This window comes from Christiangramia forsetii KT0803, assembly GCF_000060345.1.
In the GTDB taxonomy this organism is placed as follows: Bacteria; Bacteroidota; Bacteroidia; order Flavobacteriales; family Flavobacteriaceae; genus Christiangramia; species Christiangramia forsetii.
Genome location: NC_008571.1, coordinates 3,142,164 through 3,167,088, shown reverse-complemented (window position 1 = coordinate 3,167,088; position 24,925 = coordinate 3,142,164). Strand labels below are relative to the sequence as shown.

Below are 24,925 nucleotides of genomic sequence, written 5' to 3'. Positions count from 1 at the left end.
TTAAGCATCTTTGCAAAAAAAATGCATTAATGCTTAATATTCATAATCTTTCGGTTTCTTTTCAGGGTGAATATCTCTTTAAGGGGGTAAGTTTCAGGCTTGGTGCCGGTGACAGAGTTGGTCTTATAGGAAAAAATGGTGCGGGAAAATCTACCTTATTGAAGATTATTTCCGGAGAACAGGAATATGATTCCGGGCAGATCGCCAAGGAGAAAGAGCTCAGAATTGGGTTTCTAAAGCAGGATCTTGATTTTGAAAAAGGAAGAACGGTCATTGACGAAGCTCATCAGGCTTTTGAGGAAATTAAAAAGCTTGAAGCTAAGATGGCGGTGATCAATGAGCAACTGGCTACCAGAACAGATTATGAAAGTGAATCTTACAATGACCTAATACAAGATCTTAGTGAGATTACCCATCAATACGAGATCATTGGAGGATATAATTATGAAGGAGAGACCGAAAAAGTACTTCAGGGTCTTGGGTTTGATAGAGGTGATTTCGATAAGCTTACAGAGACGTTCTCCGGTGGTTGGAGAATGAGGATTGAATTAGCAAAGCTGTTACTTCAGAACAATGATATTTTGCTGCTGGATGAGCCTACTAACCACCTGGATATTGAAAGTATCATCTGGTTAGAAAGTTTTCTGAATAATTATCCGGGGTCTGTAATGCTAGTTTCTCACGATAAGATGTTCCTGAACAATGTAACGAATCGAAGTATAGAAATCTCTTTAGGAAGTATTTACGATTACAGAAAACCCTATTCAGAATTTATAGAATTTAGAAAAGAGCTAAGAGAACAGCAACTGGCAGCACAAAAGAATCAGCAAAAAGAGATTGAAAATACCGAAAAACTGATCGATAAATTCCGTGCTAAGGCCAGTAAGGCCTCTATGGCACAATCCCTCATAAAAAAACTTGAAAAGGTAGACCGTATTGAAGTAGCTGAAGACGATAATTCGGTGATGAGTGTAAACTTTCCGGTTTCGGTGAATCCAGGGAAAGTGGTTATTGAGGCAGAGAACCTTGAAAAATCTTATGGCGATAAAAAAGTATTGAGAGATATTAATCTTTTAATTGAGCGCCAGAGTAAAATAGCCTTTGTGGGCCAAAACGGACAGGGTAAAACTACCCTCGCTAAGATCATTATTGGCGAGATTAAGCATGAAGGTAAATTAAAGTTGGGACATAATGTTCAGTTGGGATATTTTGCACAAAACCAGTCAGATTATCTTGACGGTGAGAAAACAGTGCTCCAGACCATGGAAGACGCTTCAAATGAAAAAAACAGAACGAAAGTTCGGGATATGCTTGGAGCTTTTCTCTTTAGAGGTGATGAGGCAGATAAAAAGGTAAAAGTACTTTCCGGAGGAGAGCGGAATCGTCTGGCGCTTTGTAAAATGTTACTTGAACCCTTTAATGTTCTGGTAATGGATGAGCCTACCAACCACCTTGATATTAAATCTAAGAATGTACTAAAAGATGCTCTGAATAATTTTGAAGGCACCTTAATTATCGTTTCTCACGATAGGGATTTTCTTCAGAATCTTACAAGCAGAGTTTATGAATTCAGAAATCATAAAATTAAGGAGTATCTTGGAGATGTGGATTATTACCTGGAGCAGAGAAAACTTCAGGATATGCGAGCGGTGGAAAAAAGAGATAAAGTTAAGTCACCTAAAAATAAATCTGAAGCTTCTGAAAAGAGATCTTTTACTGATCAGAAGGAAGTTAAAAGTTTAAAAAATAAACTTAGTAAGACCGAGGCTAAAATTACCAAGCTCGAAAAAGAGCTGAAGGCGAAAGATAAGCAGCTTGCAAATAATTACGAGGAAACAGTGACTAAACCAGATTTTCTCACGAATTATAATACTTCCAAGAAAAAGCTGGAAAAGTTGATGGAAGAATGGGAGGAGATTCAGCTAGGTATTGAAAAGATAAGTTAGAGACACTTTTTTTAATTTTAATTAAACCATAAGGATTATTCATAGTCCTAGTATTACCATGGATAAACGTAAAATAATTCTATCTGTTTTAGGTGTCTTACTCATTGTATTTGCAGTTTTTGCGGCAAATGCTATTATAGACAGCAAAGAACAGCCAAAGCCCACACCTAAAAAGACTGTTAAGACGGTTTTTGTAGATACCATTCAAAATTCAACTGTTTCAATTAACATTCCGGCAAATGGTAATCTGGTAGCCAAAAGGCGTGTGGAGCTTTATGCTGAAGTACAGGGAGTGTTTCGTTATAGTGCAAAACCTTTTAAGCCTGGACAGGCATATAAACGTGGTCAAACGCTTCTAAAGATAGATGCTTCAGAATATGAGGCATCGGTACAGTCGGCTAAAAGTGATCTCTATAATCAAATTACCGCGATTATGCCCGATCTGAGATTAGATTATCCCGAGATTTTTGAAAAATGGCAGGAATATCTGAATAACTTCGATGTAAACAGTTCAGTGTCCCCATTACCGGAAGCTGCAAACGATAAGGAGCGCTATTTTATTAATGGAAGAGGGATTAATACTGCCTATTATAATATTAAGAATTTAGAACAGCGCCTGGTTAAATACCGAATAACTGCAGCATTTGATGGAGTTTTAACAGAAGCGCTGGTTACAGAAGGTACGCTTATTAGAAATGGGCAAAAACTGGGAGAATTCATCGACCCGGATATTTATGAACTTCAGGTATCTATCGCTAAAGAATATGCCGATCTTTTAAAAATTGATGAAAAAGTGAGTCTCACGAATAATAGTGAAACGAAGACCTATTCAGGGAGGGTGAGCCGTGTCAATGCGAAAATAGATCAGGCCACACAAACGGTAAATGTTTTTATTGAAGTGAAGAATAGCTCTTTAAAAGAAGGAATGTATCTGCAAGCCAACCTGGATGCCAAAGAAGAAGAGAATGCTATTGAAATAGACCGTAGTCTCGTGAATGATAGGAACGAGATCTTTGCGGTAAACGATTCCATATTAAAAAGCATAGAAGTAAATCCCGTATATTTTTCTGATAAGAGAGTGGTTATTAAAGGAGTGCCAGACGGAGAAGTGATTTTAACCAGACAGGTTTCTGGAGCATATAATGGCATGCGTGTTAAAATAGCCGGAGAAGAAAGTGCTACATCCGGTAACAATGATAATCCAGATAAGGATACTGAAAACATCGAGGAATGAGAAAGGTTATCAGTTACTTTATCAAGTATCACGTAGCGGTGAATATCATGATTATCGCTTTTGTGATATTTGGGGTTGTAGGGATGTTGCGTATGCAGTCGTCTTTCTTTCCTCTGATTGAATCAGAAATCATAAATATCAACATTGCCTATCCCGGGGCAGCACCTGAAGAAATTGAAGAGGGGATCGTTCTTAAGATCGAAGATAATCTGAAAGGGCTGGTAGGGGTTGAGCGAGTAACTTCAGTATCTAGAGAAAATGGGGGAAGTATCACCGTAGAAATAGATGCCGATGAGGATATCGACGTGATGCTTTCGGAGGTTAAGAATGCGGTAGATCGTGTTCCTAATTTCCCGACTGGTATGGAGCCTTTGGTGGTCGCCAAACAGGAGAACATTCGTGAAACCTTTGATTTTTTCGTTAGTGGAGAAGGTGTTGATCTTGCAACACTTAAACAAATTGGAAGACAGATTGAATATGACTTGCGTACCATGGATGGTTTGTCGCAAATTGAACTATCTGGCTTTCCGGAAGAAGAAATAGAGATCGCTGTAAACGAGAATGATCTTCTGGCCTATAACCTTAGTTTTGCCGAAGTGGCTCAGGCAGTTTCTCAGGCTAATATCCTTACTACAGGCGGGAGTATTAAAACTCAGGAAGAAGATTTTTTGATCCGTGCAGACAATCGTTCCTATTATGGGAAAGAGCTGAACAATTTGGTGGTAAAATCACAGCCTGACGGGACTACCGTCACTTTAGATGACGTAGCCACGATTCGTGACCGGTTTTCCGAAACTCCAAATGCCTCTTACATCAATGGCCGTGTTGCGGTGAGTGTTAATATTTCAACCACAAATAATGAAGATTTGGTTTCTGCTGCAGAGAAAGTGCGAAACTATGTAGAGGAGTTCAATCAAAAGAACGATACACTGCAGATTATTGTGGAGGATGATCGAAGTATCACCCTTAATCAGAGAACACAACTGCTTATTGAAAATGGCGCTGTAGGAATTATCCTTGTGTTGTTATTCCTATCTTTTTTCCTGAATACACGTTTAGCATTTTGGGTTGCCTTTGGTTTGCCTATTTCATTTTTGGGAATGTTCATTTTCGCCTCTTCGTTTGGAGTGACTATTAATGTACTGTCCCTTTTCGGGATGATAATCGTGATCGGAATTTTGGTGGATGATGGTATTGTAATTTCAGAAAATATCTACCAGCATTATGAAAGAGGAAAGAAGCCGGTGCAGGCTGCTATAGACGGAACTATGGAGGTATTGCCACCAATTCTATCTGCCATCATTACTACCATTCTTGCTTTTTCAACCTTCTTATTTTTGGATAGCCGTATAGGGCAATTCTTCGGCGAAGTAAGTGTAGTAGTGATATTGACTCTGGGAGTATCTTTAATTGAAGCCTTAATTATTTTACCAGCACATATTGCACATTCTAAGGCTCTGGTAAGAGAGACTGAAGAGGAAAAGCGAAAAAAGAAAGGTCTTGCTAAATTCTTTTTAAAACTTAGGAAATTTAATGTGTATGGTGATCGCTTGATGCAATACCTGCGTGATAAAATTTATGAACCCATAATTAGGGTAACCGTTGCAAACCGGTTTCTTAGCTTTTCCATCTTAATCACCTTGCTTATTTTAACTATAGGTTCATTAATGGGAGGCGTGGTTAATGTAACCTTATTCCCTAGTATTGCCAGTGATCGAGTAAGCATTGATCTATTAATGCCAGAAGGTACCAATCCTAAGAAAACAGATAGTATTATTTCTATGGTGGAAGATGCTGCCTGGCGTGTAAATGAAGATTTTACAGAACGCCAAACCGGTAATCAACAAGTAGTGAAAAATATTGTTCGCCGGGTAGGTCCTGGTAATAATAAGGCATCACTTCGGGTTAACCTTTTACCTGGGGAAGAACGTGATTTTGGATCGCCAGAGATCACCAATGCTATTAGGGATGAAGTGGGTGAAGTTTATGGGGTGGAACGTCTTACATTTGGTTCTGGCGGAAACTTTGGGGGTAAACCGGTTTCGGTGTCGTTATTAGGAAATAATCTGAATGAGTTAGAGCAGGCAAAAGTCGAACTAAAATCGGCAATGGATGAAAATCCAATCTTAAAGGATGTGACAGATACTGATCCCGATGGTATCAAAGAAATTACAATTGATTTAAATGAGAATGCCTATGCGCTTGGTCTCAATTTGAGCGGAGTGATGAGCCAGGTACGTGCAGGATTTTTTGGTCTTCAGGCACAACGTTTTCAGCGAGGTCAGGATGAGATTAGGGTTTGGGTGAGATACGATCGCAGTAATAGGGAGTCTATTAACGATCTTGATGATATGAGAATCGTTACCCCCGATGGAAACAGGGTGCCGTTTGGAGAAATTGCCAGTTACAGCATTAGGCGTGGTACAGAATCTATTAGCCATTTAGAAGGTTTACGTGAAATTAAGGTAGAGGCAGATATGGAGGATCCCGATGGTAGCGCCACGGATGCTATAGCCAATATAGAGGAAAATATATTGCCTGATATCTTGTCTAAGTATCCAAGTGTATCAGTTTCGTATGAAGGTCAAAACCGTGAAGCAGAAAAGTTGACAAATTCAGCTCAAAAAGTGTTTCCTATTATCCTGTTTCTAATTTATGCGGTCATTGCCTTTACTTTTAGAAGTTATAGTCAACCTTTGTTATTGATGGTAATGATTCCATTTAGTATTATTGGGGTTGCCTGGGGTCATTATTTGCATGGTTTTCCGGTTAATATTTTGTCTCTGTTGGGGATCATTGCTTTGGTTGGAATTATGGTAAATGACGGATTGGTGCTTATAGGAAAATTCAATAGTTATTTGCGAGAAGGGATGCGATTTGAAAAAGCCCTGATTGAAGCTGGTAAGGCACGTTTTAGAGCTATATTCCTGACATCATTAACTACCATTGCGGGTATAGCACCACTACTACTTGAAAAAAGCCGACAGGCACAGTTTTTAAAACCAATGGCGATCTCTATTGCTTATGGTATTTTTGTAGCCACCTTTTTAACTTTGCTGGTATTACCACTTCTCCTTTCTTTAACTAATTCTGGCAAGATCAAAGCCAAATGGCTAGCAACAGGAAAAGATGTAAGTAGAGAGTCTGTAGAACGTGCTATTATTGAGCAACGTGAGGAAGAAGAGCGCCAAAATGAACTCAATGAGGCCAATGGGAGTCAGGAAAGAAACGGATATCAACCTCATGATAAATAAGTTTTAATGAGATTAGTACAATTAATATTTTATTTTTCAGTCGTCCTTTTTAGTAGTTTTCAGTGCTTTGCACAAGAAAAACTTGGTAAACAGGAAGTTATATCCCAGATGTTAGAAAATAATTTTGATATAAAACTTGCTGATAATCAGGTTGAAATTGCTGAAAATAATCAGAGTATTTGGAATTCTGGTTATCTGCCTACGTTAACAGGTCTTGCCGGAGCAAATTATGATCTAAATGACAGGTTAACAGAACCGGAAGAAGGAGAAATCGTAGATCAGCGAGGAATTGAAAGCAATCGTTATAACGCTTCTATCAATGTTGGATATACACTGTTTGATGGTCTGGGGAGATTCTATAATTATAAAAGCCTTAAAGAGCAATATGATCTTTCTCAGCTACAGGCACGGGAAACCATCGAAAACTCTGTCTTGCAGATCATGAGCGTGTATTATGAGATAGCGCGATTATCTGAAAATATCAATGTACTGGAGGAAACCCTGGAGATCTCGAAGAATCGGGTTACCAGAGCTCAGTACCAGTTTGAATATGGACAGGCTAATAACCTGGTGGTATTGAATGCCCGTGTAGATGTCAATAACGATAGTATCGCTTTGCTTGAAACTGAACAGCAGTTAAAGAATACCAAGAGAGATCTCAATGTTTTAATAGACAGGGAGATAAGTGAGAACCAATTTGAAGTAGATACCACGGTTAATTTTGTTTCAGAACTGGAGCTTGAAAATTTTATTGATGAGGCCGAAGCTAATAATGTTTCTCTGCTTCAGATCGATCAAAACCTGGAAATTAGTGATTACGATATCAAAATAAGTAAATCAGGATATTTGCCTAGCCTGGATTTAACAGGGTCTTATGGCTGGAATAGAAATCGTAGTGCTGCTACTGCTTTCTTTCCGGGGTCTACAACTACTACTGATGGTTTTGCGGCAGGGGTAAGCCTGAGATGGGGCATTTTTGAAGGAGGAACCAGGAAAGTTCAGATTCAGAATTCAAAAATTCGATATGAGAGCCAGGAGATTATAAAAGAACAGATAGAAAGTGAAGTTGAAAGGGATATTGCCAATGCTTTGGGAAATTATCAAAATAAGCTTTATATTTTCAAGGTTCAGGAAGAGAACGTGAAAACCAATCTGGATAACTTTAATCGTTCGCAGGAGCAATATAAATTGGGGCGAATTACTTCTATAGAATTCAGACAGGCACAGATTAATCTTCTTGATGCGAGAACTAGTTTAAACCTGGCGAAATATGACGCCAAGCTTGCAGAGCTTCAGTTGCTTCAGTTAACTGGTCAGTTGTTAAATGTAGAGTTGTAAATTATGTTTGAACATTTTTTTCAATGTCCTTATTGCTGGGAAGAGATATCCGTTCTTCTGGACCCTTCTGTTATGCGACAGACCTATATTGAAGATTGTGAGGTATGTTGTCGCCCAATTGAATTTCATGTGGCTTTTGAAGAGAGTGAACTTGTTGAATTCCGGGCTTCGGATATTGAGCAATAAAAAGCTTTATTAAGTTGAAAGCCTAATAAATATTTAGTTAGCTTTACTTTTCACCCTACAAAACTAATATGTTGTCAACTTTTGACCTAGCAGGTCACGTAATTGGATTAATCGTAGATCGGGATCTTACAGAGGATACTTTGGACGAAATCATTGCTGGAATTAAGTTGAAACTCGAAATTCATGAAAAAGTAAATGTCTATATAGAGCTTGAAAAAGGCAGGCATATTACATTTTCTGCTTTAATGAAGGGGATAAAGTTTAAATATTCAAATTCGGAGCATTTTGATAAAATTGCTATTGTAACAGATAGTAATTGGTTCCAAAATGCTGTGAATGTGTCAGATATTTTTCTAGATGTTGATGTTCGAACTTATGACCTAAAAGATCGTTTAGAAGCCATTCAATGGATTTCATTATAATTTCTTTAAAAAGTTTGGTAGATATCTAAAAATGATAGTATATTTGCCGTCCAATATCGCGGGATAGAGCAATATGCTTCGGCAAGCTCAACATAAAATCCGCTCATCGGGATTATAACCCGAAGTTTTAAAAAAGATATTGAAATTACATCGCGGGATAGAGCAGTAGGTAGCTCGTCGGGCTCATAACCCGAAGGTCACTGGTTCGAGTCCAGTTCCCGCTACTAGCAAAGACAAGGCTTCACAGAAATGTGAAGCCTTTTTTCATTTATAGCGCAAAAAAAGCCGACATTTTATAGTCGGCTTTAATTTATTCTGTAATTGTCATTTACTTAGCAGTATATCCGAATCTTTGTCCGGCCACTGATACTCCAACCATAGCTCCCGCTTTTGGCATTGTAGCGACTGCAATTCCATCTTCAAACTTGATAGTTTTTGATTTACCTTTTTCAATAATTACGGCGGTAGCATTTCCTGAAAGTTCATATTCACCATCTTTAAAATCATTCAGTGCTTCCTGAGTTTTGAAAAATAGAACCTCTCTATAAGCTTTTCCACCTACCTGAAGTCCTACATCTACTTGCTTTAAATTAGAATAACCTACCATTGTACCTTTTTCGTAAACAATACCGTTCCCGGAAGCTCCTCCAATAATATAGGCACCTTTTCCAACATTTGGAAAAATAGCATAACCTGCAGAAGTACTAAATAATTCCTGTAAATTATTGTCTGCCTGGATCATCGCAGCTTTAGCATCTCTGGTATCCGACATCAAAGCATCTACATCTCCGCTTCCGCTTTTTCCGGGTCCACAACTAATTAATGTAATAAACATTACCAATAGACCCAACTTGCTTAAATTTTTCATAATTATCATATTTTTTTGGTTACTCAAAATTAACTCACTGATAATGAATAATCTGTTAAGCATAAGTTATTTGGGAATATCTTAAAAACTTTCGTGAAATAATGTTAATGATTAGCATCTGTGCTGTAAATGTCTATGTGATAATTTCTGTAACTCTTATAGAATGAAAAATGCATTTTTGTACAGATGCTTCTATCAGATATAATTGTAAATTACCTGAACATTTTATATTTATCATATGGAAAGCAAGGCACTATTAATTTATTTATTTTTTTCAGTTTTCTTTATTTCTATTAGTAATGCTCAGAGTGAGATGTCTACAATTGCTCTTAAGGGGGCAACGATATTCGATGGAAACGGTAAGAGTATTGAAAATGGTACTATAGTGATTGAGAATAATAAAATTAGTAGTGTAGGTGCGAATGAGATGAGAATACCTGAAAATGCGCAAATAATTGATGTTTCCGGAAAATATATAATGCCGGGTCTCATTGATGCACATATGCATTTTTTCCAGACCGGGTTCTTTGATTCCCGTCCGGATGCGGCAGACCTTCGAGATACTATTCCGTTGGAAAATGTGATAGAATATCAAAAAAATCATCCTGAAAGATACTATCAGACATATTTGCGGTCTGGAATAACCGGAGTATATGATGTTGGAGATTACATCTGGACTCTTGAGTTTCAGAAAATAAACGATGATAATCCGCTTGCACCCCATACGGCTTCAGCCGGACCACTTATTACTCCTGCTCCCGAAGAATTGATCGGAATTTTTAATGTAAATGGCAAGAATACTTTTGTGCATCTGGGTTCAGAAGAGCAAGGCAGGAATGCAGTTATCGAAAATTCAAATGCCGGTACTACGGGTGTTAAAATTTGGGGTTTTAAACCGGACGACCCAGAATTCCTTCATAAAATTAAAGGAGTTGCAGAGGAGATTAAAAATCAGAATAATAAAATGATTGCTCATGCAACAAATCTAAAGGAAGCCAAAATGGCTATGGAGCTGGGAGCTAAACTTTTGGTGCATAGTGTGAGTGACACTTTGATAGATGAAGAATTTCTTCGTTTAATGAAAACAAATAAAACCCTTTACAATCCTACTATCGTAGTGGGGAGAGGTTATTATAATACCTATAAAGCCCTTTTTGAGCAGAATTTTGAAATAAGCGATCTTAATGCGGTTGTTGATTCAAAAACAAGAAGCATGCTTCAAAATGCTTCAGCTTTTAGAAAGTTTCTCAATGATGAGCGAGCTGAAGCTTTAAAAAGCAGATTACCTATGATGGATAAAAGACTTAAAAAGGAGAAGCAAAACATGATAGCAAATCTAAAAATGGTTTATGATGCGGGAGGAACAATCGTAGTGGGTACAGATGCAGGAAATCCCGGAACGCTTCACGGAATCTCATATTACGACGAAATTGAAGCTATGCAACAGGCCGGTATTTCAGCTAAAGATCTAATTATAATGGCAACCAAAAATGGAGCAATGGCAATGGATAGGCTGGAGGATTTTGGTACACTGGAATCTGGTAAGATTGCTGATCTAATAATTTTAGAAGAAGATCCTTCAGAAGATATTTCAAATCTTAGATCTATTTCACATGTTATGAGAAATGGAACACTAAGAAATGTAAAGGATGCAGAAGATTTTAAAGATTAATAACGAATAGTAAGCCGCTTGCTTAATTGCTGGATAATCAATACGTTGTCTTGTTTAATTAACGTATTAAGCTAATAAATAAATTTTTAGAGTTAACCACTGCGGTTTACAAAATATATATTTGTTTTAGAATTTAGTTAAAAATTAAAGGGGCTTGGTGTTGTAGGGAGATCGGCCCCTTTTTCTTTATAAAAATAAATACCCGGAACAGGGTATTTTTTCGTTTAGGGTCTATGGTTATTTTATACTAATTCAAATAAGGAAATTAAATTTGGACTTTCAGCGTAGGTTGGAAATAAACTTTTTATCACATCGATAATTATTCAAAGCGTCTTTCCTTTTCGGCATAATTATAATTATCTATTAAAATTAGTTTCCAATTCTACATATGTAAATCTTTTATTTACCTTACTAAAAAGCTTATTAAAAGAGAAGAATGGAGAAAATAGAAAATACCGAAAGAATTTCAGATACGAATATAGATGTTACACTTCCTGTCAAGATAGGCTATTCTGTGATAGATGAATTGTTACGGTCAAAAATGATTGGAGAGATTATAAGTAAAGAAGATTCTAATGGTGAAAAGTCTAATTATGCTCAAATCCTGGATGTTTCTATTGAAAAAAGCCAACTGGAAGCTTATGATTTTCTTCTCAATATAAACCTTCAAACCCTAACCAGTCTTTTTAAGAATAAACAGGTAAAGATTCTTTTTCATGCTTCTCTGGATCTAGATAAAGGACAACAGAGGGTGTCCCTGAAAGATTATCTGATAGATGGAAAAACCAAAAATTGGATTGCAGATCAGCTATTGGAAACCGTTTTGAATAAATGGATGTACGGAAAATTTAAGAAGAAGATGAATTTTGATTTTATGCCTCATATTGAAAAGCATATAAAATCTTTAAATGAAAAGCTCGAGAACAAACTGGAGGCTAAAGAAGGAATTCATCTTATCGGCTCTCTCGAAAATCTGGAATTATCCAATCTAAAAGCAGGGGATGCAGATCTATGGATATCTGTAACTACCAAGGGAACCGGAATTATTGAGCTAACCAAACTGGACTTCTAATTATATATGAATATCAACAAATACATAGACCACACCTTGCTGGCAGCAACAGCGCAAAGTGAGGAGATACAAAAATTATGTTTTGAGGCGAAGAAGTTTGGGTTTTATGCAGTTTGCGTGAATAGTTCACGAGTAAAAGTCGCTAAAAATGAATTGGTAGAAACTGATGTGAAAATTGCAGCAACAATTGGTTTTCCTTTGGGAGCTTGCTTTACCGAAGCAAAAATTGCTGAAGCTGTAAAGTCTGTCCAGGATGGCGCAGATGAAATTGATATGGTGATAAATATTGGGTTTTTAAAAGACGGGAAATCCGCTGAAGTTCAAAGGGAGATTTTATACATTAAAAAGGCCATCGAAAATTGTGTTCTTAAAGTAATTATCGAAACCTGTTATTTATCTGAAAAGGAAATTATGAAGGCCTGTGAATTAGCAATGCAGGCAGGAGCAGACTTTATAAAAACGTCTACCGGTTTTGGAAGTCGTGGTGCGAGCTACGATGATATTAAAATTATGAAGAAAGTAGTTGGAGAAGAAATAAAGATCAAAGCTTCAGGTGGTATTAAAGATGCTGAAACAGCGATGAAGTATATAAATCTTGGAGTTCATAGAATTGGAACTTCATCAGGTATCAAGATTATTTCCTAAAAAATCATTTTTTTAATTAAACCTTTTATGGGAAATTATCAAAATTTCTCGAAAATATGAATTTCTAATTTTTGTAAGAAAATTCTTTCTTTTTATTGTTAATATCGTCTTAATAAGTGGCGCTCAAAACTTTATAAAACAGCGGTTTATAACTCTGATTATCCCTAAATTATTCCCAGTTTTCAACATTTAAAACTTGAAATTTGGGGCATTTTAAATTGAGAATTCTGCTTTTCCTATGTATCATTTTGGGAGTTACCGGTAAAACCATCGGGCAGAATAAAAATTCAGTTCAAAGAGTTAAGGCAATTCAGCCATTTATTAAAGCCGAGAAGGTACACATCCAGCAGGATTCCGGAGATAATCTTTGGATTACCACTCCTGTAAAGGTGATGCAGTATAACTCTATTGAAGTACGGGATTATAATAAATTTAGGGGAGTTCCACGAGAGATTGGTGACGGCTTTATTGCAACCTATACCGATAGCAAGAATAAAATTTGGCTTTCCGGAACAAATGGTTTGGCAATATTTTATCCTGAAAATGATGAATTTCGTCTTGTAAGTACTATCACCGGGAAGGTGTATGCCATGAAAGAAGATCCAGGGCAGCAACTTTGGATCGCTGCAGAGAACGGTATTTTTAAACTGAATATCGATTCTGATAAAACCGATTTTGGAATATCACGGTTTATTTCAGAGAATACAATAGCTTCAGATATTGTATTATTCAATAATAATATTGTTTTTGCCGGCCCCAATGGAGTCCTTACGATTAATTTACGTTCCGGTAAATTCAATAAGATTGATATGGGTTATTATCAGAACCTGAATATCACGAGTGCTATTTCATTGGAGAATATGATAATCTTCGGAACGAAATCCGGAGGTTTGTTTAAAGCAGATTCAGAATTAAAGAATGTTCAGAAAATATACTCCCTTCCATATACCCTCTCCCGGGAAGAGATTACAGATCTCGAAAAATTTGATGATAAAATAATAGTATCTACAAACGGTTCAGGAATTTTCCGTTTGGATAAAAATCTAAATCTGGTAAATGATGCTGGTCATGGCTATCCAGATAATGTTTATGCAACGCATCTTAATGATCAAAATCTGCTATGGATCGTGGCTAAAGAAGGGCTGTATCTCCAGAATGTTTCAGGTTTTGGAGTAGATAAGCTTAAAAATGATCCGACAAAATATTCCAGTCTGTCAGATGATTTTATAACCGCTTCAGAAACCGATTCTAAAGGAAACGTCTGGTTTGGAACGGGAAAGGGCTTAAGTATATGGAATCCGGAGACCAACCGTTGGAGACATATTAAAAACCTCAATTATAACCGACAAATGAGTAAGCCAGATAATATTACAGATCTGGTTTCAATTGACGAACATTTATGGGTTGCCACGGCAGATGATGGCGTTTATAAGATCAATATCAATACGTTGCTGCGCGCCCATTATTCTATAGATGCGCTTTATAAAATAAAGATCCAGTCGGCTAGTTCTCTTTTTGTAGATGCGAAAAAGAATGTTTGGATAGGGGGAGAAGATGGGCATCTAAGTATGATTAAGCCAAATAATGAAATAAAAACATATCCAGTAAAGGGAGTAAAAGCTATTGCCGAGCTAGGGCCTAAAAAGATGATCCTTGCTACGAAATCCAGGGTGCATTCTTTAGATCCGTACTCGGGTAGAATTACAGATTTGGATGCTCTAACAGCGAATAACGATCTATTATACTATTCCATAAACGGTTTAAACATAACGCGAGAAGGTCTCGGACTATTAGCGACTGAAGGTACTGGCTTGTTGATCTATGATTTTGAAGCGGAACAATTGAAAGTACTGGACCAGGAATCTGGATTGCCCTCAAATAATATTACAGCTATTGAAGGTGATTTTAATGATGGATTATGGCTGGCTTCAGATAAGGGATTGAGTTTTTATGATCCCAATGAGGAATCTATAAAAGTATTTTCAGAATTAAACGGATTAACCACGAATGAACTTGCTTCAGATATTACAAAGCTTCAAAACGGGACATTGGTAATAGGAAGTTCTAAGGGTGTTAATGTCTTTAAATCGAAAACGATGTTGGCGCAACAGGAATTTAAGCCGAGACTGGAATTTAAAAAAATGATATTGCCTGCAGAAAAAGATGAGAAAAAGGCAAATATCCAACTGGCAGGAAAAGACCGGGTAAGTCTTGATGAAGCAAAAGGTTTTAAAATTGAATTTTCCGGAATCTCACATCTTGCGACAGATTCTATTTTATATTCCTGGAAAATGGAAGGTTTGGATGATGAATGGAGTAAACCTTCACAAGTGAACACTGCAAGCTATTCAAATCTTGCTCCCGGGAATTACACTTTTAAAGTCCGTGCAAAACTTGGTGATGCCGCCTGGACCAGACCGAGAGAACTCAAAGTGAATGTAAGCGCAGTGGGAGGGACTATAAGCAGTGTGTATCTATTTATGGGGATTAGTGTGCTGTCAATGATTGCGATCTTTGTATTTGTATTCGTAAGTCGTTCTAAAAACGCCGATCTGTTGGCTAAAGCAGCACTAAGAGATCAGCTTCAAAAAGAATTTAAGAAACCCGTAGAAAGTGCGGTACAATCTTTAAGCAAAATATCGTCTTCTACTGAAACAGGAAATACCGAAGATCTTCAGCGTTATGCGGCAAGGATCGATGAACTCTTTAATCAGATTCTTAATTTCAACTACCAGGAATCTGTTTATGAGATTTCAAAGATCAATTTCAAAGCTCATCTGCCGCAGATGGTTAAGGAGATTGAGCCGGTTTATAAAACTAAGAACCTGGAAATGATCATGAATAATCAATGGGAAGATTCAGATTTCTATTATAGTATAGAAATGCTGGATAAGATTTTTTTCAGCCTTATATCAGGAAGTGCCGGCTATTCATTTAAAGAAGGGAAGCTTATCGTAAATATAATTCAAACCAGTGGTGGAGATCTTAAATTGCAAATAACCGATAATGGAAGGGGAATTCCCGAGTATGATATTAAGATTCTTGAAAAGAAAAAATCATTGAACCCTAAAATGAAATTCCGAGATAAGAGCGGTTTAAGATATATTCTTACAGCACAGGATCTAATTGTTAAAGCAGGCGGAAGTTTTAGTTATGAAACCGAAAAGAATGAGGGTTCAACTTTTACGGCGGTTCTTAAGAATAAGAAAGAAGCTTATCGAAAAGTACCGGAGAGGGCAGCGGCTATATTTAAAGCTGAAAAAGCCAAAACCTCGGAAAAAACAGAGTTCCCTGCAGAGATTACGAATCTTAGTGAAGGCAAAATCCTGATCATAGAAAATGATACAGAGACACGGAATTTACTGGTAAACAGTATTGGTAAATATTGCCAAATCTATCAGGCTGGAAATGCAGAAGAAGGGATTGAAAAAGCGGGAATGATATTTCCCGATATTGTAATTTCAGCAACAGTTCTACCGGATATAAATGTCTTTCAGCTGGCAAAAATGCTTAAGAGAAATATTGGTCTAAACCATATCAATATCTTTTTGGTGGTTGATGAGAACCAGGTATTTGACGATAATCAATTAGAAGATATGACTGAATTGGTTCAAAAGCCAATAGATGTGAATCTTCTACTTGCAAAGATTACTAAGATCCTGATATGGCAAAAAGATTTAAGAAACTCTTATATAAAATTTCATGCAGAAGGAGGTGAGGTTAAGTTTAGAAGCGAAGTTGATGAAAAATTCATAACAAATCTTAATGATGTGGTGGTACAAAATATAAGGAACGAGAATTTTTCGGTTCATGACCTCAGTGCAGCCTTGGGATTATCCAGCAATACGCTATTTATGAAGTTAAAGAGTTTAGTAAATCTTTCTCCCCAGGATTTCATGGAGTTCACCAAGCTTAAATATGCCAGGGACCTCATGCAGCATACCGATATGAATATAATGGAGGTAGCTTATAAATCCGGCTTTTCAAGTCCTAAGATATTTTATAGTTCTTTTGAGAAATTTTACGGCTACAGCTTAGCAGATTCGGTAGAAAATAAGCCTATCTAATATACTTAATACAAATATTAAAAGAGGTAGTGTAAAAAGCTGAAAAACGTCATTCTGAATTCAGTTTAGGATCTTAAATAATTGAAAATCAAAAACAATTAGAAGCTGAAACAAATTCAGCTTGACGAAAACGGGAGTTTTTACACAACCTCTTTTAAATTTTTGCCTTACTGATTTATCCTACTAGTTGGATATCACTGAATTCCTTATCAATTATGATAGATTTTTCTTCAGCATTATACTGAAGTTGTTCTAAAGATATTTTTTCATTCTCATAGATCACTTTTTTGATCTCAAAAGGCAATCCATGAAATTTCAGTTTAAATCTGGTGTAGGGGGCTGAATATCTTCCGCTTTTATGCTGCTGCACAACTACTGTATCCTCTCTACCCGTAAGTTTAAAGGTACGCAGGCTGTAAATATTTTGGCGATATTCATAACCATCATGTGCATCTTCGTAAAATTCTGAACTTTCTTTACCCAGTTTATAATAAATATCGAGACTTATTTCTTCAATATCGAGTTCATCAACATATTGCTGAACGGGATATTTAGGAATTACAGATCCTTCTTTAATATATATAGGAATGATCTCCAAAGGTGCATCTACCCACATTTCCTTGCCTCCGGTAACTAACTTGTCATTCCAGAAGTTGTACCATTTTCCGCGGGGAATATACATTCTTCTTCCCTGAACATTTGGTTCCTGAATAGGACAAACCAGCATCTGATTTCCGAAGATAAACTCATCAGATCTGTAATGAGTTTGAACATCTTCCTGGTCAAAATATACCAGTGGTTTTAGAATTGGCGATCCTTCTTGTATGTATTTATAAAATGCCGTATAGAGATATGGTAAAAGCTGGTATCTTAATTCTACAAATTTCCTTGAAATATCAAGGACTTCTTCTCCAAAGAACCATGGTTCCTGTTCTCCGTGGTCTCCTGAAGAGTGAACCCTGCAGAATGGATGAAAAACACCTAATTGCAACCACCTGGTATAAAGTTCTCCGGAAGGTTGTTCGGCAAAACCACCAATATCAGATCCTGAAAAGCTCATTCCGCTCATGCACAGCCTCTGTATTTGAATGTTCGCCAGCCATAAATGCTCCCAGGTAGCAATATTATCTCCTGTCCATGTTGAAGTATATCGTTGTCCGCCGGAATAATTCGCACGGGTAATTATGAAAGGTCTTTTTGGATAATTAAACTTCTTGACACCTTCATAAGTCGCCCGGGCCATTTGCATTCCATAAATATTATGGGCTTTGCGATGGCTGCATCTGTGACCGTCATAATCATGTCTTACATCCAACGGGAAAGTTTTTCCCGGAACTTCCATTACGGCAGGTTCGTTCATGTCATTCCAAACCCCTTTTACACCAATATCTCCAATGAGTTCCCGGTATAATCCACTCCACCATTCCCGAACTTCAGGATTAGTAAAATCTGGAAAATAACATTCACCCGGCCATACTTTTCCTCTCATATAAGGGCCGTCAGCTCTCCGGCAGAAATAATCATTTTCCAGGGCTTCCTTAAAAATGTTATAATTGAGGTCGATTTTAATTCCCGGATCTATAATAGCTACTGTTTTAAAGCCATCTTCTTCCAGTTCCCTTACCATTCGCTTTGGATCTGGAAAAAACTCTTTGTTCCATGTAAAACATCGGAAACCATCCATATAATCAATATCAAGGTAAATGGCGTCGCATGGGAAATTCAATTCCCTAAATCTTGAAGTGATCTCTTTTACCTTACTTTCCGGATAATAGCTCCATTTACACTGGTGAAATCCTAATGCCCACATGGGTGGTAATTCAGGTTTTCCGGTAAGGTCTGTATAGGTGGTAAGCACATCAGACATCTGCGGGCCATAGATGAAATAATAGTTCATCTCTCCACCATCTGCCCAGAAACTGGTTACATTTCTTCTTTCACTACAAAAATCGAAGTGCGTTTTAAAGGTGTTGTCAAAGAATATTCCGTAGGAAAGATTTCCGTGAAGTCCCATATAAAAAGGGACGGCCTTATAAAGTTCATTGGTGTCTTTCCCGTAAGCATACTGGTCTGTATTCCATAAACTGAGACGTTTTCCTTTAAGATTGAAATTGGTAGGTTTATCACCAAGACCAAAGAAATTTTCCTGATCTTTTGATGATTTGCTCATTTTTACGAAATTCCCTCCAAATTCAAAGCTTTCTTCCCAGTGAAAACCAAGTTCATCTTCGAGAATTATTTTTCCATTTAGTTCGTACATCCCAACTCTAAGATCGTCTTTTGCTACTTTGCAAAGAAACTTCTCTGTGGTGATGACAACATGGGTTTCGTTTTCTTCCACCTCAAGCCGATTAAATCCATGAGGATGATTCTCATCTACAGCATAGGAAAAATCGTGGTCAAAAATTCCGTTGGTGGAATACCGCATACGCAGCATATTATCCCGAAGTACTGTAATTTCAAGCCTAACCCCGTTTTTTGTAATGAAGTTAACGGTGTCCTGATCGTGCTCAAATGATATTAATCTGGAGGGATATAAATTTCCCTTATGTTCTAGTTCTGTATTGGTAATCATAGTCTTGCAATCTTTTAGCTAGTTACAAAAGAAGTTTATTCCCATGAATTATTTTAGGCTTGTTCATAATATTTCAAAAACAACTGTCCCTAGCGGCGGAATGCTGATCTGTGCTGAATAATCTCTACCGTGAAAGCTGGTATTTTCAATTTTGAGGGGGCCGTTACTAATGCCAGAACCTCCATATTTCTTTTCGTCGGAATTAAAAATCTCTTTTAATTTTCCTTTCGCCGGAAGTCCGATCGTATACTTTTTAAGTACCGTTGGCGTGAAATTACAAACTACAATAAGTGATTTCTTAGTGTCTTTTCCCTTTCTAATATAACTTAAAACCGAATTTTGGCTGTCGTCATAGGCGATCCATTCAAACCCGTCTGGCGTAAACTGTTTTTCATGAAGTGCGGGCCTGGTTTTATAAAGTTTATTTAGATCTGTAAGTATTTTTTTTATTCCCTGATGGGGTTCATATTCCAGTAAGTGCCAGTCCAGGCTGGTATTGTAATTCCATTCTTCATATTGCCCAATTTCAGCCCCCATAAAGAGAAGTTTTGCTCCCGGGTGGGTAAACATATAAGAATAAAGTAACCTTAAATTGGCAAATCTTTGCCAGTCATCCCCGGGCATCCTGCCAAGCAATGATTTTTTGCCATATACAACTTCATCATGACTTAGCGGAAGCACAAAATTTTCCGAAAAAGTGTAAGTCATACTAAAGGTGATATCATTTTGATGATGTCGCCTATAAATAGGATCTTTTTTGAAGTATTCCAGGCTGTCATGCATCCAGCCCATCATCCATTTCATACCGAAACCAAGTCCACCCACATCTACAGGTTTTGATACCATAGGGAAGGAGGTAGATTCTTCAGCAATAGTTTGAACTCCTTCAAAACTCTTATAAATTTCAGTATTTAGATCCCGTACAAAACTTACGGCATCCAGATTTTCTCTTCCGCCGTGTTCATTTGGTTCCCATTCGCCATCTTCACGGGAATAGTCAAGATAAAGCATAGAAGCCACAGCATCTACACGTAGACCATCAGCGTGGTATTTATCCAGCCAGAAAACAGCATTACTAATCAGGAATGATCTTACCTCGTTTCTACCGTAATTAAAGATCAAACTTTTCCAATCTGGGTGGTAGCCTTTGCGAGGATCTGGGTGTTCGTAAAGATGCGTACCGTCAAATTTTCCCAGACCATGTTTGTCTTCCGGAAAATGGGAGGGAACCCAATCCAGAATAACACCAATTTCAGCTTGATGAAAAGCATCCATTAAGTACATGAATTCCTGAGGATCTCCAAAACGTGAAGTTGGAGCGAAGTACCCGGTTAACTGATAACCCCATGAAGGATCATACGGATACTCCATAATTGGCATAAATTCTACATGAGTAAATCCGATATCTTTTACATAAGCAACAAGCTCGTCTGCCATTTCAACATAGGTGAGCGAGCGATTTTCATCCATATTCTTTCTCCAGGAACCCAAATGTATTTCGTAAATAGAATAGGGGTTGTCAAGACCATTTTTGTCCTTTCTGGAAGACATATATTTTTTATCTTTCCACTTATAGTCGAGTTCCCATACAATGGAAGCTGTATTTGGCGGATGCTCACACTTAAGCGCGTAAGGATCGGCCTTCTCCAGCTTTAGGTCATTATGATTGGAATGTATTTTATATTTATATTTTGTTCCTTTTTGTATCCCCGGAATAAATCCTTCCCAGATACCGCTCTCATCCCATCTTACATTCAGTGGATGTTCATCTTCTTTCCAGTAATTAAAATCTCCAATTACTGAAACTGATTTTGCTGAAGGGGCCCAGACTGAAAAGTAAACTCCTTTCTCTCCATCAATCTCCAGGATGTGAGCTCCAAAATGTTCGTAGAGTCGGTAATGCTTACCGGCTTTAAAAAGGGAAATATCGAAATCTGAAAATAAAGAGTATGCTTGTACTTTTTGCTTCATAGTTGGTTCAGTTTTATCCATGCGTCCTGTTAGGGATGAATTTCTTCAGGAATTTATCTAATTAACAATATTCGAGTAAAATTTTTAATTGCTGCATGTATCAAGTGTTAAGATCCTAAGCCCTTCTATCATTATTATAATTGTAAAATTAAATTAATTCAATTATGGGATTTTATGTTGCATGTTACCATATTAACTCAGGCTTAGTATTCTCAATAAATTCTTAGATTTTAAATATTTAATCATTCGAATTTTAAATTTAATAAACAGTTTCCGAAAAGGCTGTTGAATCTTTAACTCGTTTAATTTTTTGACAATTAATTAAGGATTAAGTAGTTAAATACCATCATAACATTGTTATTCTTTGAATTTTGTTCAAATTTTTCGGAATTTAGTAAATGCTCCGCCTCATGAACTTCCTTGGTTCAATTAAAACCAATCAAAATGAAAAAAAATAACAAGCTTTTTTTGTCGTTGGCTCGAACTTTTTTAATTCTTTCAATGAGCATAGCCATAATTTCCTGTAAATCTGATACCAAAGAGAAACCGGAACAACCTGGGAAAACAGATATTGAAGAGGGGTCTAAATCAAAGTCAAAATCTTCTAACGAGGTAATTAGTATAATTACTAATGCCATGGAGTTTAATACCAAAGAACGCTGGAAGTCTGGTTGGAAAACAATAAAGTATAAAAATAACTCTAATGAAACTCACTTTATTCTTTTCGATAAATATCCAGAAGGGAAAAACCTGGAAGATACGAAGAAAGAAATAGTGCCTCCTTTTCAGGAAGGTATGGATTTCATTAATGCAGGCGAATTTGAAAAGGTAGGTGAGGCATTCGGGAAATTACCTGAGTGGTTTCAGGAAGTTGAATATAAAGGCGGAGTAGGTTTAATATCTGCCAAAAGCACCGCTCAGTCTACTATATATTTAGACCCGGGAACTTATATTATTGAATGTTATGTGAAAATGGCTAATGGTGTATTTCATAGTACCGAGGGAATGAATAAGCAAATTGAAGTCACCAAAGCAGATAGCTCAAAACTTGATATAAAGGCGGATTACGTTATTAATATCGACGTGAATAACGGGATTGTATTTAATGAAATGGTTTCTGCGGGAGAAAAGACCTTTAAAGTAAAATTTGGAGAGCAAAAAGTTCATGAGAACTATGTGATGAGTGATGTGCATCTGGTCTGGATAGATGAAGGAGCCGATATCTCAAAATTAAATAGTTGGATGAATTGGGCAGATCCTAAAGGTTTGCAAACCCCTTCGCCAGAGGGTTTCAAATTTTTGGGAGGCATGCAGGAAATGAACCAGGGAGGGACAGGCTATTTTACGGTTAATATTAGGTCTGGTAATTATGCGTTGATCGCCGAAGTTCCGGATCCTCAAAGCAAAGGTTTATTAAAAACGTTTACTGTAAAATAACCGATAGATTCACCAGAAATTCAATAATATGCGATACTTATAGAAACCTGTTCTAGGGATGAAGCTATGAGAATATTATTTTTGCGCTATGCAAACAGATAATTTGGAACAGGGTTTTTTCGGAATTGGAATTCAAAACGGGAAAACTCCTGAAAATCTTGGTGTACTTTGGAGATCTGCCCAGAATATGGGGGCAAGTTTTATTTATACTATTGGTAATCGATATTCAAAACAGGCATGTGACACGCATAAGGCGGTAGGAGCAATGCCATATTTCCATTATGAAACTTTTGAAGATTTCTACGCGCATTTACCTAAAGGAGCGATGCTGGTAGGAGTAGAGCTTAATGAGTCTGCTGAGCATTTAGAAGATTTTAAACATCCAAGAAGATGTGTTTATTTGCTGGGCGCAGAAGATCATGGCTTGTCTAATCAAGCCATTGATAAAGCACATTATCTGGTGAAATTCAAGTCTACTTTAAGCTTAAATGTTTCTGTAGCTGGAAGTATTGTGATGTATGATAGAGGTATGAAAACCGAATTTTCTACTTAGTAGTTTCTTCTTTTTGAAATAAATTTTTCTCTTTAATCATCTTTGCGGTGAGTCCGGGTACCATATTTTCCCATTCATGATTTCCTTCCCTTATTAGCTGGTAGACTTTTCTTGGGTGAATATCCAGGATACTTTCATCGTAATCCTCAATGTCAATAACTTTACCGTTGTCAATAAAGAATTTATAGAGTTCTTTTACTCGTGGGTGTACTTTTAAGTTCTTACTCGTAATGATTTCTCCGGTTTCTGGATCTTTCATTGGGTAGAGATAAACTTTCAGACTTTTGAAAAACATTTTTCCAAAAGCTTCCAGAATACCTCCGCTTAGGTGTCGGTAATATCGCTCATTGAATATGTCTACAAGATTGTCTACCCCCATGGCGAGACCGAGTTCCTTTTTAGTATGAAGTGAAAAATATTCTACAACTTTATAATATTCCTGAAAACTGGAAATCATCACAGTTTGTCCTGAAGCACATAGGAGATCTGCACGGTCCAGAAAATCTTTCTCGTCTATTTCCCCTTCAGCTTTTAGGTTATTAATGGTCATTTCAAAAATTATGACGGTCTTATCGGGATTTACCTCCTCTTGCTCAAGAAACAGCTTTCTTGAGGTTATATACATTTGAAGGTTTAAATTCGTAACCGGCCTAAAGCTACCTCTCAGCGTTAGTATATTTTTCTTATATAACACATTTGCCGGTAAAATGTTGTTTCCTTCCGGAGAGAACATTACCGCATCGGTGATTCCTTCTTTTACAAGTTCAAGACTCATCAATCTATTGTCTAGACCTTCAAAAACAGGTCCTTTAAAATTGATAGAATCAATTTCAATTTTATCTACGCTAAGATGGTCATAGAGCTTCTTGATAAGTAGTTTTGGATCATCGCTTTGGTAAAATGCAGCGTAAATTAAATTTACTCCCATGATCCCGAGACTAATCTGTTGCTGGGAAGCATTGTTCTCATTAAACTGAACATGAAGCATGATCTCGCTATATTCCTGTTTTGGTTCCCGCTGGAATTTAATTCCCAGCCATCCGTGACCTTTATATTTTTTCGCCCAGTCTATAGTTGCCACAGTATTGGCGTAACTAAAGAATAATTTATCAGGATATTTTTTTCTGGAGAGTCGCTGCTCGATCAATTCAGCTTCATAATCGATCATTCTTTTTAATCGATTAATGGTAACGTATCTATTTTGGGGGTCCAAGCCATAAATGGCGTCACTAAAATCTTTATCATAAGCACTAAGCGTCTTAGCGATAGTTCCTTTTGGGTTTCCGGCCCTAAAAAAATGACGAACGGTTTCCTGTCCTGCTCCAATTTCAGCGAAAGTTCCGTAGATATTTTCGTTTAGATTTAAGCGGGTACATTTATTCTGAATAGAAAGAATATTTTGAAATTCATCTTCACTTAATTCGGCCATGTAATGATCTTAATTTTGTTGGTTTCTGAAAGTTAGGAATATTAAATTTTTTTATGGGTCTTTTTAAGTAATGTTTAAAATTTCAAACTGGAGATTTTAAGATTTACAAACAATTTTTTTTTAAAGATTGGATCTCAACCAACATCAATTTATTTGAGTAGTACGATCTGACTGCGGAGAAATCTGCATGAAAAACAAGAGATGTATTAATTTTTTTACCTGTATTATTCTAACATTTTCCAGTCATTACAGTGCT

General features: G+C 36.9%; 16 protein-coding genes and 1 tRNA gene. 13 read left to right on the top strand and 4 right to left on the bottom strand.

The features are described 5' to 3' along the window. Positions 1-29 precede the first annotated feature (29 nt). From GFO_RS14190 to GFO_RS14160, 7 genes are all read left to right on the top strand, one after another. Entirely contained in the window at positions 30-1,946 is a 1,917-nt protein-coding gene (locus tag GFO_RS14190; RefSeq protein ID WP_011710856.1) for an ABC-F family ATP-binding cassette domain-containing protein, read from the top strand. A 58-nt stretch (positions 1,947-2,004) separates the two neighbouring features. Next, positions 2,005-3,180: an efflux RND transporter periplasmic adaptor subunit gene (locus tag GFO_RS14185; protein ID WP_011710855.1), complete on the top strand. Its 1,176-nt coding sequence runs from the start codon at positions 2,005-2,007 to the stop codon at positions 3,178-3,180. Beyond that, positions 3,177-6,434 carry an efflux RND transporter permease subunit gene (locus tag GFO_RS14180; protein WP_011710854.1) on the top strand — a complete coding sequence of 1,086 codons (3,258 nt, stop codon included), beginning with the start codon at positions 3,177-3,179 and terminating at the stop codon, positions 6,432-6,434. Before GFO_RS14185 ends, GFO_RS14180 begins: the two co-directional genes overlap by 4 nt. Before the next feature lie 6 nt (positions 6,435-6,440). After that, positions 6,441-7,772 (top strand): TolC family protein, encoded by a 1,332-nt coding sequence (locus tag GFO_RS14175; protein ID WP_011710853.1) that lies wholly within the window; start codon positions 6,441-6,443, stop codon positions 7,770-7,772. 3 nt (positions 7,773-7,775) lie between these two features. Further along, on the top strand, positions 7,776-7,958 hold the full coding sequence (locus GFO_RS14170; protein WP_041250149.1) for a CPXCG motif-containing cysteine-rich protein: 183 nt from the start codon (positions 7,776-7,778) through the stop codon (positions 7,956-7,958). Between the two features lie 68 nt (positions 7,959-8,026). Next, complete coding sequence (locus tag GFO_RS14165) at positions 8,027-8,380, top strand: SpoIIAA family protein (RefSeq protein WP_011710851.1); 354 nt, start codon at positions 8,027-8,029, stop codon at positions 8,378-8,380. A gap of 151 nt (positions 8,381-8,531) precedes the next feature. Further along, a tRNA-Met gene (locus GFO_RS14160) sits at positions 8,532-8,604 on the top strand. A gap of 104 nt (positions 8,605-8,708) precedes the next feature. On the opposite strand, the gene GFO_RS14155 is transcribed toward GFO_RS14160, so the two are convergent. Then, a complete protein-coding gene (locus GFO_RS14155) occupies positions 8,709-9,248 on the bottom strand; it encodes a lipid-binding SYLF domain-containing protein (protein ID WP_041250399.1) in 540 nt (179 codons plus the stop codon). 238 nt (positions 9,249-9,486) lie between these two features. On the opposite strand from GFO_RS14155, the gene GFO_RS14150 reads away from it, so the two are divergent. The 4 genes from GFO_RS14150 (at position 9,487) to GFO_RS14135 (ending at position 16,704) form a co-directional block, all read left to right on the top strand. Then, positions 9,487-10,920, top strand: coding sequence for an amidohydrolase family protein (locus GFO_RS14150; RefSeq protein WP_011710849.1), 1,434 nt, complete (start codon positions 9,487-9,489; stop codon positions 10,918-10,920). A gap of 436 nt (positions 10,921-11,356) precedes the next feature. Further along, positions 11,357-11,992, top strand: a complete 636-nt coding sequence (locus GFO_RS14145) for a DUF4403 family protein (protein ID WP_011710848.1) — start codon at positions 11,357-11,359, stop codon at positions 11,990-11,992. Positions 11,993-11,998: 6 nt separating this feature from the next. Further along, on the top strand, positions 11,999-12,637 hold the full coding sequence (deoC, locus tag GFO_RS14140; RefSeq protein ID WP_011710847.1) for a deoxyribose-phosphate aldolase: 639 nt from the start codon (positions 11,999-12,001) through the stop codon (positions 12,635-12,637). 203 nt (positions 12,638-12,840) lie between these two features. Next, positions 12,841-16,704, top strand: a complete 3,864-nt coding sequence (locus tag GFO_RS14135) for a triple tyrosine motif-containing protein (RefSeq protein ID WP_011710846.1) — start codon at positions 12,841-12,843, stop codon at positions 16,702-16,704. A gap of 175 nt (positions 16,705-16,879) precedes the next feature. Here GFO_RS14135 and GFO_RS14130 read toward each other — a convergent pair whose 3' ends face one another. Continuing rightward, on the bottom strand, positions 16,880-19,279 hold the full coding sequence (locus GFO_RS14130) for a glycoside hydrolase family 31 protein (RefSeq protein ID WP_011710845.1): 2,400 nt from the start codon (positions 19,277-19,279) through the stop codon (positions 16,880-16,882). A gap of 63 nt (positions 19,280-19,342) precedes the next feature. Further along, on the bottom strand, positions 19,343-21,271 hold the full coding sequence (gene glgB / locus GFO_RS14125) for a 1,4-alpha-glucan branching protein GlgB (protein WP_011710844.1): 1,929 nt from the start codon (positions 21,269-21,271) through the stop codon (positions 19,343-19,345). Positions 21,272-21,751: 480 nt separating this feature from the next. Between glgB and GFO_RS14120 the strand changes: the two genes are divergently transcribed. Then, positions 21,752-22,687 (top strand): hypothetical protein, encoded by a 936-nt coding sequence (locus tag GFO_RS14120; RefSeq protein ID WP_229664753.1) that lies wholly within the window; start codon positions 21,752-21,754, stop codon positions 22,685-22,687. Between the two features lie 88 nt (positions 22,688-22,775). Continuing rightward, positions 22,776-23,240, top strand: coding sequence for an RNA methyltransferase (locus GFO_RS14115; RefSeq protein ID WP_011710842.1), 465 nt, complete (start codon positions 22,776-22,778; stop codon positions 23,238-23,240). Here GFO_RS14115 and GFO_RS14110 read toward each other — a convergent pair. Next, positions 23,233-24,669 (bottom strand): hypothetical protein, encoded by a 1,437-nt coding sequence (locus GFO_RS14110; protein WP_011710841.1) that lies wholly within the window; start codon positions 24,667-24,669, stop codon positions 23,233-23,235. The two genes, GFO_RS14115 and GFO_RS14110, sit on opposite strands and share 8 nt — an antisense overlap. Between the last annotated feature and the right edge of the window lie 256 nt (positions 24,670-24,925).